We start from the raw sequence: 16,343 nt of genomic DNA, 5'->3' as shown, positions 1-16,343 counted from the left end.
AGTTAAAGGCCCCTCAGTCCCATTCCAGACCGCCCCGCCGCCATACGTACGCGTAGGCGACGAAGACGGTGAGCACGAAGAGCAGCATCTCCACGAGCCCGAAAACACCCAGGGCGTCGAAGGTGACGGCCCAGGGGTAGAGGAAGACGATCTCGATGTCGAAGACGATGAAGAGCATCGCCGTCAGGTAGTACTTGATGGGGAATCGTCCGCCGCCGGCCGGCGTGGGGGTCGGCTCGATCCCGCACTCGTAGGCCTCGAGCTTGGCCCGGTTGTAGCGCTTCGGACCGATCAGCGTGGCCATGACCACGGAGAAGATCGCAAAGCCTGCCCCGAGTGCTCCCAGTACGAGGATGGGCGCATAAGCGTTCACCGCTCCTCGCTCCTCTCAGTCGGCACTGACTGCTGGCGATGGCATCGGACTCACACCCGACTCTCACGTCCTTCTGACCTCCGCCCGTTCCGACGAAGATCGCGAACATGTGAAGCAGGTCACAAGCCCAACTGACCCGCATCTTATGCCCGCCGGTCTGTGATCTGCGACACGGGGTATTGCACAAGCTTTGTGATCTCCACCACCCGACGAAGGATCATGAAGCCGGATCAGCGGTGATCTTCACACGTGAAGCGTCCGAGTGATCACCAGAGGTGACATTTTCGCCAGTCGGCGCAGGTAAGAGAGGCGTCTCAATATCAAGAGGCTTCCTCTGCATGCAAATTGGTGCTGGACGCATGCGCTTGGTAGTGGACCGCGTTCACACATCAGGGCGAGACGTGAGGACGGATGTGGACGCGTGCACACATTCACGAGCGCCGGCCGCGTCGGACGCAGCCGCTGCCGTAACCGTTGCGTGACCTCCGCCACATGCGTGAGGGCTCCCTAAGAGCGGGGCTTGGCCATCCGTCTCAACCGATGGTAGGTGCCGGGCAATTCGGGCGTAACAGCGAAAGACCATGATCACGGGCTTGATCACCCGCGTCCGCAATGTCCGTTACGGCGTCAATAAAGAGACACACACCGGAGATTGGGGCCACCCGTTGAACAATTGTGGCGCAGCACACGTTTCTTGAAGGTATGGAGGAGCCCCTGATACCGCTTGTTCTCATGTCCCACACCGCTCACATACGCAGCCACCGGAAACCCCGCCGCAGCGCGACGACTTCCATCGCCGTGCGCGCCGGCGTCGCCGGTGGCGTACTCAGCATGGCGGCGGCGGGCGCGTCGGCTTCGGCGTTCGCCGCCGAGTCGACGACGCAGACCCTCGAACTGCCCGCCCTGTCGGCCGATCTGGGAAGCCAGGTCGCCGAGTCCGCCGACGCGATGCAGCAGGCAGCCGCCAACTACCAGCTGCAGGCCGAGCGCGACACGGCTGCCGCGAATGCCGCGAAGCAGGCCAAGGCGGACCTCGCCCAGGCCAAGAAGAAGGCTGAGGCCAAGAAGAAGGCCGAGGCGGCACGCAAGGCCGCCGCCGAGGAAGCCGCCTCGCGCAGCTCCGCCCGGTCCACCCTGTCCGCCTCGGCGAGCACCAGTGTCTCCACGAGCTCGTCCACGGCCACCGGTTCGGCCGCGGCCGTCCTCGCCTTCGTGAAGGCACAGGTCGGTGACGCCTACGTCTCCGGCGGCACGGGCCCCAACTCGTGGGACTGCTCCGGGCTCGTCCAGGCCGCGTTCGCCCAGATCGGGGTCGACCTGCCCCGCGTCTCGCAGGACCAGTCGACCGCCGGCACCCAGGTCTCGCTGAGCAACCTGCAGCCGGGCGACATCCTGTACTGGGGCAGCGCGGGCAGCGCGTACCACGTGGCGGTGTACGTCGGTGACGGCATGTTCGTCGGCGCGCAGAACCCCTCGACGGGTGTCGCCGAGAAGCCGCTGTCCTACGACCCGCCGACCGGCGCGGTGCGGGTGCTCTGACACCGGTAGTCCAGCTCGGTAAGGGCCGCAGCCGCTCGGGGGCAGCGGCCCTTCCGGCACATACCGGCCGAAACCAACCCCGGTTCGGCCGTGTTGGGCGAAGCCGGCCCGCGAACCGGCCCGCGCCGAGCCGGGATCGCTGTGCGCGCCGTGGAGCGGTTGTGGAGTGACGCGCGGGGTGGACGAGGCGGTAGGCCGCGGTCGCGCGGAGCGGGGCCGCCCAGGCCCCTCGTCGCCGGGCCCATGAGCCGGCCGGGGCGATTCCTCGCCCCGCGAGGGCGTCCCGCCGTACGTAATGCCGGACTTGCCCCCTTCGGGGTCGGTCACGAAGAGGCCACACCGGGCGCACCCGTCGCCGTCGCCGCGCGGGAGATCCCCCGTGCCCCCGGAACTGCGCCTGCGCAACGCCGCCGCGCACGGCCGGGCTTCACTCCCCGACCCCACCTGGCGGAGCCGTCCGCGAGTGTGGTCTGTCTGTCGCCGGGGTTGTTGGATGTGTTCTGTTGTCATGGGCGGCGGAGGGCAGGGAGGGGCCCGGTGGCCGGAAGCGTCACGGGCCCGGCGTCCTGCTCGCCGCGCCCATGTTCCCCGGCAGACAGGAGAAGTCACCATGCCCAGTGTGTTCGTCCAGGGCAGGCCCACCGACTCGTATCCGCGGCTCGCGCCCGAGGCCCGGCGTGGGCGGGTCCGGCGTGTCACCGAGGTCGGCGAGGAGGTCCTGCACAAGCCGTGCCGGGACGTGACCGAGTTCGGGCCCGATCTCGCCGCGCTGATCGACGACATGTTCCTGACGATGTACATCGCGGAAGGGGCGGGCCTCGCGGCCAACCAAGTCGACGTCGGCCTGCGGCTGTTCGTCTACGACTGCCCGGACGACGACGGCGTCCGGCATGTCGGGCATGTCGTGAACCCGGTGCTGGAACAGCTCGCCCCGGCCGGGCGCAGGCTGCTCGACGAGAGCGAGGGGTGCCTGTCGGTGCCGGGCGCCGTGATGGACGTACCGCGTCCGGACCGGGCCGTGGTGCGCGGGGTCGACAGGGACGGCGAGCCGCTCGTGATCGAGGGGACCGGGTATTTCGCGCGCTGTCTGGCGCACGAGACCGACCATGTGAACGGGCACGTGTATCTGGACCGGCTGTCCAAGCGCGAGCGGAAGGAGGCGCTGCGGCAGGTGGCGGACCGGCGGGACGAGGTGTTCGCCCGCCGGGCGGCCAACATCGAGGCGCTGAACGGCAGTCAGGGCAGCCAGGGCACCGTCAGCGCCTGAGGGAGCGGACCAGCGCCCACACGGACACCGCGATGAGGATGACGAAGACGGGTAGAGCGACCCCTGCGTCCATCTCTCCAGGGTGCTCCCGCGCAGGGGCTCACGTCACGCCTTCGGCGCCACCTTGCTCAGCCCGTTGATGATCCGGTCCATCGCGTCGCCGCCCGTGGGGTCGGTGAGGTTGGCGAGCATCTTCAGCGTGAACTTCATGAGCAGCGGGTGGGTCAGGCCGCGCTGGGCCGCGATCTTCATGACCTTCGGGTTGCCGATGAGCTTCACGAAGGCGCGGCCCAGCGTGTAGTAACCGCCGTAGGTGTCCTTCAGCACGCGCGGATAGCGCTGCAGGGCCATCTCACGCCCCGCGGGAGTGGACCGCGCCTGGGCCTGGACGATGACGTCGGCGGCGATCTGGCCGGACTCCATGGCGTAGGCGATGCCCTCGCCGTTGAAGGGGTTCACCAGGCCGCCGGCGTCGCCGACCAACAACAACCCCTTCGTGTAGTGGGGCTGGCGGTTGAAGGCCATCGGCAGGGCGGCACCGCGGATCGGTCCTGTCATGTTCTCGGGGGTGTAGCCCCAGTCCTCCGGCATGGACGCGCACCAGGCCTTCAGCACCTCGCGCCAGTCGAGCTCCTTGAAGGAGCCGGAGGTGTTCAGCACGCCGAGGCCGACGTTGGACGTGCCGTCGCCCATACCGAAGATCCAGCCGTAGCCGGGCAGGAGGCGGTCCTCGCCAGGGCCGCGGCGGTCCCACAGCTCCAGCCAGGACTCCAGGTAGTCGTCCTCGTGGCGGGGGCTCTCGAAGTACGTCCGTACGGCGACGCCCATCGGGCGGTCCTCGCGGCGGTGCAGGCCCATCGCGAGGGAGAGCCGGGTCGAGTTGCCGTCGGCGGCGACCACGAGGGGCGCGGTGAAGGTGACTTCGCGCTTGTCCTCGCCCAGTTTCGCGTGGACGCCCGTGATGCGGCCGGTGCGGTCGTCGATGATCGGGGCACCGACGTTGCAGCGCTCGAACAGCCTGGCCCCCGCCTTCTGGGCCTGGCGGGCGAGCTGCTCGTCGAAGTCGTCGCGCTTGCGGACGAGGCCGTAGTCGGGGAAGGAGGCGAGAACCGGCCAGTCGAGCTGGAGGCGCACCCCTCCGCCGATGATGCGAAGGCCCTTGTTCCGGAGCCAGCCGGCCTCTTCCGAGATGTCGATGCCCATGGCCACGAGCTGTTTGGTGGCGCGCGGGGTGAGGCCGTCGCCGCAGACCTTCTCGCGCGGGAACTCGGTCTTCTCCAGCAGGAGTACGTCGAGTCCGGCCTTGGCGAGGTAGTACGCGGTCGTGGAGCCGGCCGGCCCCGCGCCGACGACGATGACATCGGCGGTGTTCTCGGACAGGGGCTCGGTCACGACGGGATCTCCCCAAGCTCGGAATCAAGTTCGGAATCAAGTTCGGAATCTGCGTGCCGACCGGCACTGGACATGGGCAGTCTATTCAGCAGAATTGATCACCCGGCTGAAGGGCTGCCCCAGTGAACCGAGCTCTGCCCGTGGTACGGCTGCGTGTCCCCACCGACGAGGACGCGATCGCCTGGCACCGGCTCTTCGACGACCCGGACGTCATGGAGTTCCACGGCGGCCGGTCCGCGGAGCTGTCCGTCTACGAGGAGCTCACCGCGCGGCAGCGCCGGCACGACGCCGAGCGGGGTTTCTGTCTGTGGAGCATGGTCGACGAGACCGGACGGGTCATCGGCTTCACCGGTGCCCAGCCGTGGCCGCGGGACTGGGGACCCACGGGCGAGATCGAGATCGGCTGGCGGCTCGGGCGGGAGTACTGGGGCAGGGGGTACGCCACCACGGCCGCGCAGATGACGCTGGAACGGGTCAGGGCGGCCGGGGTGCCGGAGGTGGTGGCGATGGTCCTCGCCGGCAACGCACGGTCGATCGCGGTGACCGAACGGCTGGGGATGCGGCTCGCGGAGGTGTTCACGACGCCCGGCGGTGCGCGGGACGGCCACTGCTACCGGCTCGATCTCCGAAGAGGTCACGCACGGTAGCCGTCTGCTACAGAAGAGCACCCGGCGCTTCCGGCCGGTACGGAGCCGGAGTTACCCTGCCAGTACCGCTGGGGGTGACATCTGTGCGCATAACACCCAAGAAGCCCGAGGTGCGCGTACCTCGTCTGGTCGGTCTGATGGCCATGGACGCGCGCGAGGCGGCCCAGGCGCAGGGTCTGTTCGTCAGCGCGCCGGATCGCAAGGACTTCCACCTGGCCGTCGTCGACTATGTCGTACGCCAGTACCCGCAGGCCGGTGCGGAGGTGCCGCGGGACTCGGTGGTGTACGTCTGGTTCGAGCTCGGTCCCGGTGAGGGCGGCGGAGGCATCCGCGAGCCGCGCGTTCCGAGGCCTCCGAGCGGCGGCTTCCAGCGCGAACTGGACGAGCCGGGCGACCCGTACGCCGTACGCTGCACGACGGGCTTCGGCTGACGCGGACGGCTGACACCGACCGGACCGCGGCGGGGGCTCAGCTGTCCTTGACGCCCCGGTGCAGCGCCACGATTCCGCCCGTCAGGTTCCGCCACGCCACCTTCGACCAGCCCGCCTTCTGGAGTCGCTCCGCCAGGGCCGGCTGGTTCGGCCAGGCGCGGATGGACTCGGCGAGGTAGACGTACGCGTCGGGGTTGGAGGACACGCTCCGGGCGACCGGCGGCAGGGCGCGCATCAGGTACTCGGTGTAGACGGTCCTGAAGGGCGCCCAGGTCGGGTGCGAGAACTCGCAGATCACGACGCGGCCGCCGGGCTTGGTCACCCGGTACATCTCGCGCAGCGCGGCGTCGGTGTCCTGGACGTTGCGCAGCCCGAAGGAGATCGTGACCGCGTCGAAGACGTCGTTCCGGAAGGGCAGCCGTGTCGCGTCGCCCGCGGTGAACGGCAGCCAGGTCTGCTTCCGCTTGCCGACCTGGAGCATGCCGAGGGAGAAGTCGCAGGGCACGACGTAGGCGCCGGTGCGGGCGAAGGGCAGCGACGAGGTGGCCGTGCCCGCCGCCAGGTCCAGGATCTTCTGGGCGGGGCGGGCGTCGACGGCACGGGCGACCTCCTTGCGCCACACCCGGTCCTGGCCGAGCGAGAGCACGTCGTTCGTCAGGTCGTACCGTTCCGCCACGTCGTCGAACATCGAGGCGACTTCGTGCGGCTGCTTGTTCAGGGAGGCGCGGGTCACGGGCCCATTCTTGCAGGCCGCCCTCCCGGAAGAAGCTGCGGCTTCTTCTTCCCGGCCACGTCCTCCACCCACCCGCACACCAGCACGAACACGGCGATCAGGATCCAGCCGATCCCGAACATGAACCACTGGCTCTCCAGCGGCAGCCACTTCTCGAACGCGGGCACGTTCCAGAACTGGTCGATCAGCGGCACGGCGAGGATCAGCGCGATCTCGTGCCACAGGTAGATCGTCACCGCGCGGGAGTTGAAGACCGTGACGACCCGGTCGGTCCGCCGGAAGCGGGTGAGCCACGCGAAGTCGATCCCGAAGTACGACTTGGCCCACATCAGGAGCGTCACGTACCCGGCCGACCAGAAGGCCTGCGCGAGCGGGATGTCGTCGAGGTCGTACGACCCGGTCTCGGCCTGGTGCGTGAAGGCGTACCAGCCGCCGTACCCGATCGCGGCGAGCGAGAGCACGACGATCGCCGCCGGTTTCAGCCGCTCCAGGACCCCGTCGCGGTGGGCGAAGCCGAGGATCCAGCAGAACAGGAAGGTGGCGAGGTCGGTCAGCGCGCTGCCGAGGCGGCCCTCCGGCGGCTCCCAGAGGAAGTGGAAGGCCACGATCGGGGCCAGGGACAGCAGCAGGACCGGTACCGGGGCGAGCCGGAACACCTTCAGCAGGAGCGGCGAGAGCAGGACGAACCAGAGGTACGTCCGCAGGTACCAGAGGATCTCCCAGGCCTGCATGCCCCACTGGTTGCCCGGCGGATCGCCGAGCGGCACGACCCAGAAGACGATCTGCCAGCCCGGCATCCAGTCGTGGACCAGCATCGCGAGGACCACGAAGACGCCCCAGAACCAGAACGGCGGCAGCAGCCTGCGCATCCGGCTCCTGACCACCGTGAGCGCCGGCCGCTCCAGGGACTTCGCCATCAGCGAGCCGGCCAGGCCGAACATGACCCCCATGGAGGGGAACACCATGCCGGCCCAGGCCCACCCGAAGGTGTGATAGCCGACGACCCTGATCAGGGCGACGGCCCGCAGGGTGTCGAAGTAGCGGTCACGGCCCGGGGGCCGAGGCGGAGGCTTCTCCTCCTCCACCTCGGCGTCAGCGGGGGCAACGGGAACCGGTGGCTCCGGCTCCGGCTCCACCACCGGCAGGGGGTGCACGTAGGAGCCGTGGTCTACGTACTCCTGCGGATACGGCTCTTGCGGATACAGCTCCTGCGGATACGGCTGGGGTGCGTACGGCTGCGGTGCGTACCCCGGGTACCCGTACTCCTGGGCGTACCCCTGGTGCCGATGGCCCTGCTCCTCCCAGCTCATCGGCCGGCCCCCGCCGGGGTGCCGACCTCGCCGGTCCGCTTCAGTTTCTGCCAGCGCAGCCGGCCGCCGGTGAGGGCGGTGATGCAGGAGTGGATGAGGACGAGGTACATCATCTGGCGGTAGGCCAGCTGCTGGAGCGGCATCATCAGCAGATAGCGGTACTTCTCCTTGTCCAGCTTGAAGGCGTACGCCGCGCACACGAGCTGGATTCCGAGGACCGCCAGCCACGCGTACAGCGCCGCCTGGAAGTCGACGAAGATCATCGAGTAGGCGGTGAACACGTCGATCAGCGGTGCGAAGACCGGCGTGACGATCTGGAAGATCACCACCAGCGGCATGCCGACCCGCCCGAAGCGGCCCGAAGGACCCTTGTCGGTGAGGGACTTGCGGTGCTTCCACAGCGCCTGCATGGTGCCGTACGACCACCGGTACCGCTGTGACCACAGCTGCTTGAGGGAGCCGGGCGCCTCGGTCCACGCGCGCGCGTGCTCCTGGTAGACGACCCGCCAGCCCGCGCGGTGCATCGCGATGGTGATGTCGGTGTCCTCGGCGAGGGTGTCCTCGCTCATGCCGCCGACCTGGAGGACCGCCTCGCGGCGGAACGCGCCGATCGCGCCCGGGATGGTGGGCATGCAGCGCAGCAGGTCGTACATCCGGCGGTCGAGGTTGAAGCCCATCACGTACTCGATGTGCTGCCAGGCCCCGATGACCGTGTCGCGGTTGCCGACCTTGGCGTTGCCGGCGACCGCGCCGATCCCGGGGTCGGCGAAGGGCTGCACCAGCTGGTGCACGGCGTCCGGTTCGAAGACGGTGTCGCCGTCCATCATGATGACGATGTCGTAACTGGCGTTGCGGACACCGTTGTTGAGGGCGGCCGGCTTGCCCGCGTTCTCCTGGCGGATGACCCGCACGTTCGTCATGCCGAGGGCCCGGGCCGCCTCACGCGAGATCTCGGAGGTGCCGTCCGAGGAGCCGTCGTCGACGACGATGATCTCGATCGGGTGGGTGCTCCTCGACAACGACTCCAGGGTGTTGGCGATGCACTCCTTCTCGTTGTACGCCGGGACGATCACCGTCACCGGCCGGGTGACCGTGGGCCCCCAGCTGAAGCGGCGTCTGTTGCGCTGTCCGTAGTGACGGCGGGCGAGGATCAGCATCATCCCGAACCGGCCCATGACGGCCACGCCCACGATCACGAGTCCGACCGACAGCGCGGGCACCGTCCACTCGGCCACGGCGACGGCGGCGACGAGCGCCTTGCCCTCGTAGAGGGTCGTGCCGGTGGCCTCGCGGTGCGCGGCCTGGAGGCGGTCGGTGCCGTTCTGGTTCACGCCCTGGAGCTGCCCGCCTGTGGCGCCGGCCGGGGCGTTCGCCTGCCGTCCCGCCCGCGCGGCCGTGTTCTGCGTTTCCAGGACACCGCTGACGGTGGTGAAGGTGTAGCCCTTCGCCTTCATCTTCTCGATGTACGCGGGCAGCGCCTTCATCGTCTGGTCGCGGTTGCCTCCGGCGTCGTGCATCAGCACGGCGGCCCCCGAAGTCCCGGACGGCGTGGCCCACTTGACGATCTTCGAGACGCCCGGCTTCTTCCAGTCGTCGCTGTCGGTGTCGACGAAAACGCTGATGTAGCCCTCCTCGCCGAGCTTCTCGTAGACGGGCCAGCTGTAGTTGTCGATGGCGTCCGTCTCCGAGGAGTACGGCGCCCGGAACAGCGTGGTGGTGATGCCGGCCGCGCCCGCGAGGGCGAGCTGCGTCTGGGTCATCTCCCGCCGGATACGGGCGTCGCTCTGGTAGGAGAGGTCGACGTGGGTGAAGGTGTGGATGCCCACCTCGTTGCCCTGGTCGACCATGTCGGCCACGATCGACGGGTAGCGCGAGACCATCGAGCCCACCACGAAGAAGGTGGCCGGGACGTCGTACTTCTCCAGGATCTTCAGGACCTGGGGGGTGTACGTCGGGTTCGGGCCGTCGTCGAAGGTGAGGGCGATCGTCTTGGCCGGGACGGAGGTCGTGGTGGCCTGACCGCCGCGGAAGCTGATGATCGGCCCGCCGTTGAGGATCTTGTCGGGGACCTTGCTGCCGCTGGCGCCGTCGCGCACGCGCTGGTCGCCGCCGACCTCGGCGCGCAGATAACCGTCGAGCAGCATGACGCTGGTCAGCCCGAGCAGGAGAAGCAGGGCGAGGATGACCCGCGGTTTCTGCAGCGCCGCGGCTTTGCCCGCGGCCCGCTCCATGCGGGTGGGGGCGCGCCGGCGGCCGCGTGAGGACGTCGTCGTGGACATGAGGTGGCCTTCGGTCAGTTGGAGGCCGCGGAGGCGGTCGGGGAAGCGGTCGGGGCGGCGCCCGTGGGCGGAGTACCGGTGGGCAGGGCCCGGGGGGTGCCGATCCCGCCCTGCGGCCGGATGCCGCGGGGGCCGGAGTCCGAGGACCCGCCGGGCCCGCCGGGCCCTCCGTTGCCGAAGGGCACCAGCGACGTGGTGGACACGCCGATGCCCATGAAGGCCAGGCCCAGCACGACGGCGTAGCCGAGGGACAGGACGCCGAGGAGAAGGCCGATCCGGCGCAGCGTCCTGGAGCGGCGCCCGGAGTTGTCAACGAACACGGGACCGTCGGCGGACTCGTTACCGCGTTTGCGGCGGCGACCGCGCACGTCGGCGCGGCTTTCGATGGCAGGCTCGGAATGCATTCCGCAGACGTTAAGGAGTCTTTATGTGACCGAAACCGTTCTTCTTGTGAGAGGCATATGAGAAACGCCTTAACCTGTCATTTCCCTGAGAGATTTTCCGAACACCTGCGCAGGTCACCATGGAGGGAAGTGTGCCGAATACCCTATTCAGTTCGCCCGGTTGGCCGGATTCGCGCGATGCCTCCCATGGATTCGCTATGTATCGACTGTCGCTTTGAACACCGGCCTTGTATGAGACGTTCTCCCTTTGAATGAGGCCTTGTTTCCGTCCTGAGACGAACATCACGAGAGCTGGTGCATGAGCAATGCGGCGTTTCCTGAGGCCGACGTTCGGGCTCATTTGTCTGTTTGCCCTGGCCACCACGGGGTGTTCCGCGAAGTCCGAGCCCGAACGGCAAAGCGGCGCGAGTCCCTCCGGGCAGGCGTCGGCGACCGCCTCGCAGGAGGCGTCGTCCAGCACCTCGTACGCCCCGTACGTGAGCGCCGACGAGGCCTCCGGCAACGACTCCGCCGGCTCACCCTCGGTGTACAACCTCGCGTTCGTGATCGCCAAGGGCAGCGCCTGCACGCCCCAGTGGAACGACTCGAACGCCATCGGCGACTCCTCCGTCGCGTCCCGCATCAGCGCGCTGAAGAAGGACGGCGCGCAGGTCCGGGTCTCCTTCGGCGGGGCCTCGGGGAAGGAACTGGCCGAGACGTGCTCCAGTGTGACGAAGCTGGCCGCGGCGTACGGCACCGCCCTGGACGCGGCCGGGTCCTCCCTCGCCGACTTCGACATCGAGGGGGACACGCTCACCGACTCCGACTCGGTGGAGCTGCGGTCCGAGGCGATCGCGCTGCTGCAGAAGCAACGCACCGACCTCACCGTCTCGTTCACGCTGCCCGTGATGCCCTCCGGGCTCGACGACGACAGCGTGGCGCTGCTGGAGTCCGCGAACGACAAGTCGGTCCAGGTGTCGACCGTCAACATCATGACGATGAACTACGGGGAGTCGTACGACGGGGACATGGGGGACTACGCGATCACCTCCGCGAAGGCGGCGCAGGCTCAGCTGAAATCGGTCTTCGGCACGTCGGACGCCGTCGCGTGGCGGGCTCTGGCGCTCACCTCGATGATCGGGACGAACGACGTGGCCGGGGAGACGTTCACGTTGTCCGACGCGGCGCAGATGCGGGAGTTCGCGGAGTCGAAGGAGGTGGCGTGGGTGTCGATGTGGTCGACGTTCCGGGATCAGCAGTGCCAGAAGGGAGACGCCGACGAGGACGACGCGCTGACCAACTGCAGCGGGGTCTCTCAGGACGCCGGGGCGTTCGGGGTGGCATTGTCCGGTTGAGTTCCGGACACCTACTTGCGCCGGTGCACCAGGCGACCCTTGATCACCGTGGCCACGCAGGCCTTCGTCTCCGCAGTTTCGAAGACCGCGAACGTCGCCTCGGTCCGGGGCTGCAGAGCGATTGCGAAGGCCCCCGGGGCAGCGAGTGAAGGCGGGCCCGCCGGATCCGCGAACCGCTGCTCGACAGTCAGGCCCGACCGGCGTACGGCGTCGATCACCATGGGGCGCCACAGCGCACCCGCCACCGCGACGCACCCGTGCGCCAGCATCCGCTGCACGCCCCGCCGCGCACTCGCGCCCCACCTGACGTCGGTCATGCCGAGAGCCGCGAGGGCTTCGCCCGAGATCGGCTCGCTGCCCAGCTCCTCGCGCGGGTCCGGGTGGTAGGCCTGTTCGAGGAGTTCGGGGCCGTAGGGGTTCACCAGGCCCGGGGTGAGAACTCCCGGCCAGCGACGCACCCGTGCCGTCGGGTGGGCGGCCGCCAGGTCCTCGTACGCCGCGACGGCCGCGATCTCGCGCCCCTCGACCAGGACCGCCCCGCCGGGCAGCGACGGCTGTCCGCCTCCCGGGATCAGGAGGTCGGCGGCGTGAATGGTGGTCAAGGCGGGCCTAGTTGGAGGCGAGGATCTTCAGCTCGGGGTGGGCCGTGCCGCCCGCGATCGCCGTGGAGGAGATGTGGGACATGACCCGCTCGTCCACCGGGTCGTTCGCCGGGTCGTCGTGCACGACGATGTGCTCGTACGTCGTGGTCCGCTGGGCCGGGACACGGTCCGCCTTGCGGATGAGGTCGATGATCTCCATACGGTTGGAGCGGTGCTTGGCACCCGCGCTGGAGACGACGTTCTCCTCCAGCATGATCGAGCCGAGGTCGTCCGCGCCGTAGTGCAGGGAGAGTTGGCCGACCTCCTTGCCGGTGGTCAGCCAGGAGCCCTGGATGTGGGCGATGTTGTCCATGAACAGACGGGCGATCGCGATCATCCGGAGGTACTCGAAGAGCGTGGCCTGGGTGCGGCCCTTCAGGTGGTTGTTCTCCGGCTGGTAGGTGTACGGGATGAACGCGCGGAAGCCGCCCGTCCGGTCCTGTACGTCGCGGATCATCCGCAGGTGTTCGATGCGCTCGGCGTTGGTCTCGCCGGTGCCCATCAGCATGGTGGAGGTCGATTCCACGCCCAGGTTGTGCGCGGCCTCCATGATCTCCAGCCAGCGCTCGCCGGACTCCTTCAGCGGGGCGATGGCCTTGCGGGGGCGCGCGGGAAGGAGCTCCGCGCCGGCGCCCGCGAAGGAGTCCAGGCCGGCGGCGTGGATCCGCTGGATCGCCTCCTCGACCGAGACCTTCGAGATCCTCGCCATGTGCTCGACCTCGGACGCGCCCAGCGAGTGGATCACCAGCTGCGGGAAGTCCTTCTTGATGGCGGAGAAGTGCTGTTCGTAGTACTCGACGCCGAAGTCCGGGTGGTGTCCGCCCTGGAACATGATCTGCGTGCCGCCGAGTTCGACGGTCTCCGCGCACCGGCGCAGGATGTCGTCGAGCTCGCGGGTCCAGCCCTTGGCCTTATCCTTGGGCGCGGCGTAGAAGGCACAGAACTTGCACGCCGTGACGCATACGTTCGTGTAGTTGATGTTCCGCTCGATGATGTACGTCGCGATGTGCTCCGTACCCGCGTACCGACGGCGGCGCACGGCGTCGGCTGCGGCGCCCAGCGCGTGCAGCGGGGCGTCGCGGTAGAGGTCGAGCGCCTCCTCCGCCGTGATGCGCCCGCCCTCGGCGGCACGGTCGAGGACGGACTGAAGGTCGGCCTTCTCGGTCACCGGGGCGTGCCTTTCGTCAAGGGTTCGGACGGACCACGCCAGCCTACGCCAGCGCTCCGACAACCCCGCCGTCAGGCCGTGTACGCGCCGACCAGCAGCCCCGCGTACGCCCCCGCGATCAGGAACGGCCCGAACGGGATCGCCGTCTTGCGGCCAGCCTTCCCCACGAGGACGAGGACACCGCCGCAGAGCGCGCCGAGCAGGAACCCGGCGAAGGTCCCCAACAGCAGGGTGTCCCAGCCGTACCACCCCAGGACCGCCCCTGCCCCGAGGGCCAGTTTCACGTCGCCGAAGCCCATTCCGCCGGGGTTCAGCCGCCACAGCACGTAGTAGAAGGCGCCGAGCACGAGTGCGGCCCACAGTGCTCTCGGCCAGTCCCCCGTGTGCTCGGGGACCAGCGCGACCGCCCCGAGCAGTGCGAGGGCGGCACCCGCGAGGGGCAGCGTCAGCAGGTCCGGCAACCGGCGCACCCGCAGGTCGACGAGGGCGAGCAGCACACCGACAGGGGTGAGCAGCAGCCAGACGGCGAGCTCGGGCCGGGTGTCCGTGGCGAGGGCGAGCACCGCGCAGAGGAGGGCGGTGGCGAGGGAGACCAGGGGGGTGCGAGGGCCGTACACCGGGGGCGGCGGCACTTCGGCGTCTTCGGTCACGACCGCCCCCGCCGTCCGTGCCGCGCATCGCGCGCACCGCCCCCGTCCGAGCCACCCGGGCAGGGGATGCCCACCGGGGCAGAGGGCGCGCCAGTCCTCCTCCTGCGGAACGGAGAACCGGTACGCCGCCCTCGGCAGAAGCGCCCCCGCGCCCGCACCCCACACCGCGGCCAGGGCGACGAGCAGCGCGGTCACGTGTGCGCGGTACGGCGTCGGGGTCGCGGCATGGCGAGAGCGTACCCAGCCACGGCTCCACGCGGGTTCGCGCGCTATCCCACCTTGGACATCCGCGCCTCGGGATACCCCTCCGCCTCGCTCTCCGACGTGTACTTCAGGTCGTCGCCGGCCGCGGTGAGGCGGACGGTGTGGGCGGTGGGGTTGCAGCCCGCGTGGTTGTCCTTCGCACCGACGGCCGTGGTGACGAGCTCGGTGTCCGTGACCTTCTTCAGCGTGAGGACGTCGGTGCAGATCGCGCCGATCACGTCGGTCTGCCGCAGTCGGCCCAACTCCTCACCGACACCGACCTGTTTGACGGTGATCCGGAAGGTCCCCATGGGCAGGGCTCCGTCGAGGCCGCTGCCCTGGCCCTCCCAGGTGCCGAGATAGCGGGCGGGAACCGCGGCGGGCCCGCCCGCCGACGCGCTGGACGGGACGGTCGAGGGGACGGGCACCGAAGTGGAGGAATCCGAGGGCGCGGAGGCCGTGGACGAGGAGGTCGGCGCCGAGGAGTAGGAGTCGTTGCCGGGTGCGGAACTCGCCGAGTCGTCGTCCCCCCGGCCCGGCAGCAGATCGAACACGAACACCGACCCCACGGTCACCGCGGCCAGCGCCCCCGCGACCGCGAGCGCCACGGTGCAACTCAGCCGACGGCCACGGCCGTTGTCACCGGCAGTGGAGGTGGCGGCCACGGACACGGAGAGCTTTCCGGGACCGGAGCCGAGACCGGAGCCGGAGCCGGAGCCGGGGTGCCGGTCGGAGGGCACCACCGTCTCGTGCGCCACGCCTTCCTGCGGCGCCGCGTCCCTGGGCTCGGGCACGAAGGACCCAGCCGTGAAGGCCGGCGGCGTGACCGGATACGCCGGAGGCCCGGCGGCCGGGGCCGGAGGCGCCCCCGCGGACACCACCGGCATCACGGGCGGCGGCCCGAACGCGCCGGACGACCCGAACGAACCGGACGCCCCGAACGCGTCCGAGGTTCCCGCCGAACCCCCGCCCACCGAGGGACTGCTGAACCCCACCGGCCCCGAAGGCTGTTCGCCCACCGCCTCCAGATTCAGCAGCTGTACGGCACTGCGTCCCACCTGCTCGACCAGCGCCCCCGGCAGCCACCCCGCCGCCACCAGACGTGCCGCCCCCTCCGGAGCGAGCCGCCGGGCCACCTCGCCCGGAGTCGGCCGGTCCTGCGGCGACTTGACCAGGCAGGCCTCCACGACCTCCCGCAACTCCCCGCTCAGCGATCCGAGTTCGGGCTCCTCGTGCACCACCTTGTAGAGGAGGGAGGCCGAGGAGTCCCCCGGGAAGGGCGGTGTCCCCGCCGCCGCGAACGCCAGTACCGCACCCAGCGAGAAGACGTCCGCCGCGCCCGACACACCCCGGCTCAGGATCTGCTCGGGGGACATGTAGCCGGGCGAGCCGATGGAGACGCCGGTCGAGGTCAGGGACGCGGTGCCGTCCGTGGCGCGGGCGATGCCGAAGTCGATGAGGAGGGGGCCGTCGACCGTGAGCAGGACGTTGGAGGGCTTGACGTCCCGGTGGACGAGTCCCAGGTCGTGGACGGCCGTCAGCGCCTCGGCGAGGCCGGCCCCCAGGACCCGTACGGAATGCTCGGGCAGCGGTCCCCCGTCCGCGACCGCGGCTGCCAGCGAGGGCCCCGCCGCGTACCCCGTGGCGACCCAGGGCACCGCCGCCTCCGGGTCCGCGTCCAGGACGGGCGCCGTCCACGCGCCGCCCACCCTGCGTGCCGCGTCGACCTCGCGCCGGAAACGGGCGCGGAACTCCTCGTCGAGCGCGAAGTGCGGGTGCACGATCTTGACGGCGACCGTGCGGCCCCCGGCGCTGCGGCCGAGGTAGACCCGGCCCATGCCGCCGGAACCCAGCCGGCCGAGCAGCCGGTAGGGCCCCACGACGGTGGGCTCGTCGATGCCCAGCGGCTGCATGCTGCCTCCCCCATCATCA

At 69.7% G+C, this 16,343-nt stretch carries 15 protein-coding genes; 5 read left to right on the top strand and 10 right to left on the bottom strand.

Translation table 11 applies throughout. The features are described 5' to 3' along the window. Nucleotides 1-13: 13 nt before the first annotated feature. On the bottom strand, nucleotides 14-373 hold the full coding sequence (locus OHT57_RS29440; RefSeq protein WP_007383963.1) for an NADH-quinone oxidoreductase subunit A: 360 nt from the start codon (nucleotides 371-373) through the stop codon (nucleotides 14-16). Nucleotides 374-1,105: 732 nt separating this feature from the next. On the opposite strand from OHT57_RS29440, the gene OHT57_RS29435 reads away from it, so the two are divergent. Both OHT57_RS29435 and def read left to right on the top strand, forming a co-directional pair. After that, nucleotides 1,106-1,912: a C40 family peptidase gene (locus tag OHT57_RS29435; RefSeq protein ID WP_328749567.1), complete on the top strand. Its 807-nt coding sequence runs from the start codon at nucleotides 1,106-1,108 to the stop codon at nucleotides 1,910-1,912. Between the two features lie 610 nt (nucleotides 1,913-2,522). Then, nucleotides 2,523-3,179 (top strand): peptide deformylase, encoded by a 657-nt coding sequence (gene def, locus OHT57_RS29430; RefSeq protein ID WP_328749566.1) that lies wholly within the window; start codon nucleotides 2,523-2,525, stop codon nucleotides 3,177-3,179. A 105-nt stretch (nucleotides 3,180-3,284) separates the two neighbouring features. Here the strand turns inward: def and OHT57_RS29425 are convergent, their stop codons facing one another. Further along, complete coding sequence (locus OHT57_RS29425) at nucleotides 3,285-4,571, bottom strand: geranylgeranyl reductase family protein (RefSeq protein WP_328749565.1); 1,287 nt, start codon at nucleotides 4,569-4,571, stop codon at nucleotides 3,285-3,287. A 122-nt stretch (nucleotides 4,572-4,693) separates the two neighbouring features. On the opposite strand from OHT57_RS29425, the gene OHT57_RS29420 reads away from it, so the two are divergent. Further along, nucleotides 4,694-5,218 (top strand): GNAT family N-acetyltransferase, encoded by a 525-nt coding sequence (locus OHT57_RS29420; RefSeq protein WP_328749564.1) that lies wholly within the window; start codon nucleotides 4,694-4,696, stop codon nucleotides 5,216-5,218. 110 nt (nucleotides 5,219-5,328) lie between these two features. Next, nucleotides 5,329-5,649, top strand: a complete 321-nt coding sequence (locus tag OHT57_RS29415) for a PASTA domain-containing protein (RefSeq protein WP_328749563.1) — start codon at nucleotides 5,329-5,331, stop codon at nucleotides 5,647-5,649. Between the two features lie 37 nt (nucleotides 5,650-5,686). Here OHT57_RS29415 and OHT57_RS29410 read toward each other — a convergent pair whose 3' ends face one another. Genes OHT57_RS29410 through OHT57_RS29395 form a run of 4 tightly spaced genes read right to left on the bottom strand, consistent with a single transcriptional unit; the run spans nucleotide 5,687 to nucleotide 10,375 of the window. After that, entirely contained in the window at nucleotides 5,687-6,382 is a 696-nt protein-coding gene (locus tag OHT57_RS29410) for a demethylmenaquinone methyltransferase (RefSeq protein WP_328749562.1), read from the bottom strand. After that, on the bottom strand, nucleotides 6,379-7,692 hold the full coding sequence (locus tag OHT57_RS29405; RefSeq protein WP_328749561.1) for an acyltransferase family protein: 1,314 nt from the start codon (nucleotides 7,690-7,692) through the stop codon (nucleotides 6,379-6,381). Before OHT57_RS29405 ends, OHT57_RS29410 begins: the two co-directional genes overlap by 4 nt. Next, nucleotides 7,689-9,971 (bottom strand): bifunctional polysaccharide deacetylase/glycosyltransferase family 2 protein, encoded by a 2,283-nt coding sequence (locus OHT57_RS29400; protein ID WP_328749560.1) that lies wholly within the window; start codon nucleotides 9,969-9,971, stop codon nucleotides 7,689-7,691. Before OHT57_RS29400 ends, OHT57_RS29405 begins: the two co-directional genes overlap by 4 nt. Before the next feature lie 14 nt (nucleotides 9,972-9,985). Next, entirely contained in the window at nucleotides 9,986-10,375 is a 390-nt protein-coding gene (locus tag OHT57_RS29395; protein ID WP_328749559.1) for a hypothetical protein, read from the bottom strand. 305 nt (nucleotides 10,376-10,680) lie between these two features. On the opposite strand from OHT57_RS29395, the gene OHT57_RS29390 reads away from it, so the two are divergent. After that, on the top strand, nucleotides 10,681-11,709 hold the full coding sequence (locus OHT57_RS29390; RefSeq protein ID WP_328749558.1) for a chitinase: 1,029 nt from the start codon (nucleotides 10,681-10,683) through the stop codon (nucleotides 11,707-11,709). Between the two features lie 11 nt (nucleotides 11,710-11,720). Here the strand turns inward: OHT57_RS29390 and OHT57_RS29385 are convergent, their stop codons facing one another. From OHT57_RS29385 to OHT57_RS29370, 4 genes are all read right to left on the bottom strand, one after another. Next, complete coding sequence (locus tag OHT57_RS29385) at nucleotides 11,721-12,311, bottom strand: imidazolonepropionase-like domain-containing protein (protein WP_328749557.1); 591 nt, start codon at nucleotides 12,309-12,311, stop codon at nucleotides 11,721-11,723. Nucleotides 12,312-12,318: 7 nt separating this feature from the next. Further along, nucleotides 12,319-13,518, bottom strand: a complete 1,200-nt coding sequence (mqnC, locus tag OHT57_RS29380) for a cyclic dehypoxanthinyl futalosine synthase (protein WP_328749556.1) — start codon at nucleotides 13,516-13,518, stop codon at nucleotides 12,319-12,321. Between the two features lie 71 nt (nucleotides 13,519-13,589). After that, nucleotides 13,590-14,363, bottom strand: a complete 774-nt coding sequence (locus OHT57_RS29375; protein WP_328749554.1) for a prepilin peptidase — start codon at nucleotides 14,361-14,363, stop codon at nucleotides 13,590-13,592. Between the two features lie 74 nt (nucleotides 14,364-14,437). Then, nucleotides 14,438-16,324 carry a serine/threonine-protein kinase gene (locus OHT57_RS29370; RefSeq protein ID WP_328749553.1) on the bottom strand — a complete coding sequence of 629 codons (1,887 nt, stop codon included), beginning with the start codon at nucleotides 16,322-16,324 and terminating at the stop codon, nucleotides 14,438-14,440. Nucleotides 16,325-16,343: the final 19 nt, after the last annotated feature.

The organism is Streptomyces sp. NBC_00285, from assembly GCF_036174265.1.
In the GTDB taxonomy this organism is placed as follows: Bacteria; Actinomycetota; Actinomycetes; order Streptomycetales; family Streptomycetaceae; genus Streptomyces.
This window is presented reverse-complemented; position numbering and strand designations above follow the sequence as displayed.

Excerpts from the sequence above, each read along its gene's own strand:
- OHT57_RS29435 (WP_328749567.1), top strand. The coding sequence starts at position 1,106 with ATGTCCCACACCGCTCACATACGCAGCCACCGGAAACCCCGCCGCAGC.
- def (WP_328749566.1), top strand. The coding sequence starts at position 2,523 with ATGCCCAGTGTGTTCGTCCAGGGCAGGCCCACCGACTCGTATCCGCGG.
- OHT57_RS29405 (WP_328749561.1), bottom strand. The coding sequence starts at position 7,692 with ATGAGCTGGGAGGAGCAGGGCCATCGGCACCAGGGGTACGCCCAGGAG.
- OHT57_RS29400 (WP_328749560.1), bottom strand. The coding sequence starts at position 9,971 with ATGTCCACGACGACGTCCTCACGCGGCCGCCGGCGCGCCCCCACCCGC.
- OHT57_RS29395 (WP_328749559.1), bottom strand. The coding sequence starts at position 10,375 with ATGCATTCCGAGCCTGCCATCGAAAGCCGCGCCGACGTGCGCGGTCGC.
- OHT57_RS29390 (WP_328749558.1), top strand. The coding sequence starts at position 10,681 with ATGCGGCGTTTCCTGAGGCCGACGTTCGGGCTCATTTGTCTGTTTGCC.
- OHT57_RS29370 (WP_328749553.1), bottom strand. The coding sequence starts at position 16,324 with ATGCAGCCGCTGGGCATCGACGAGCCCACCGTCGTGGGGCCCTACCGG.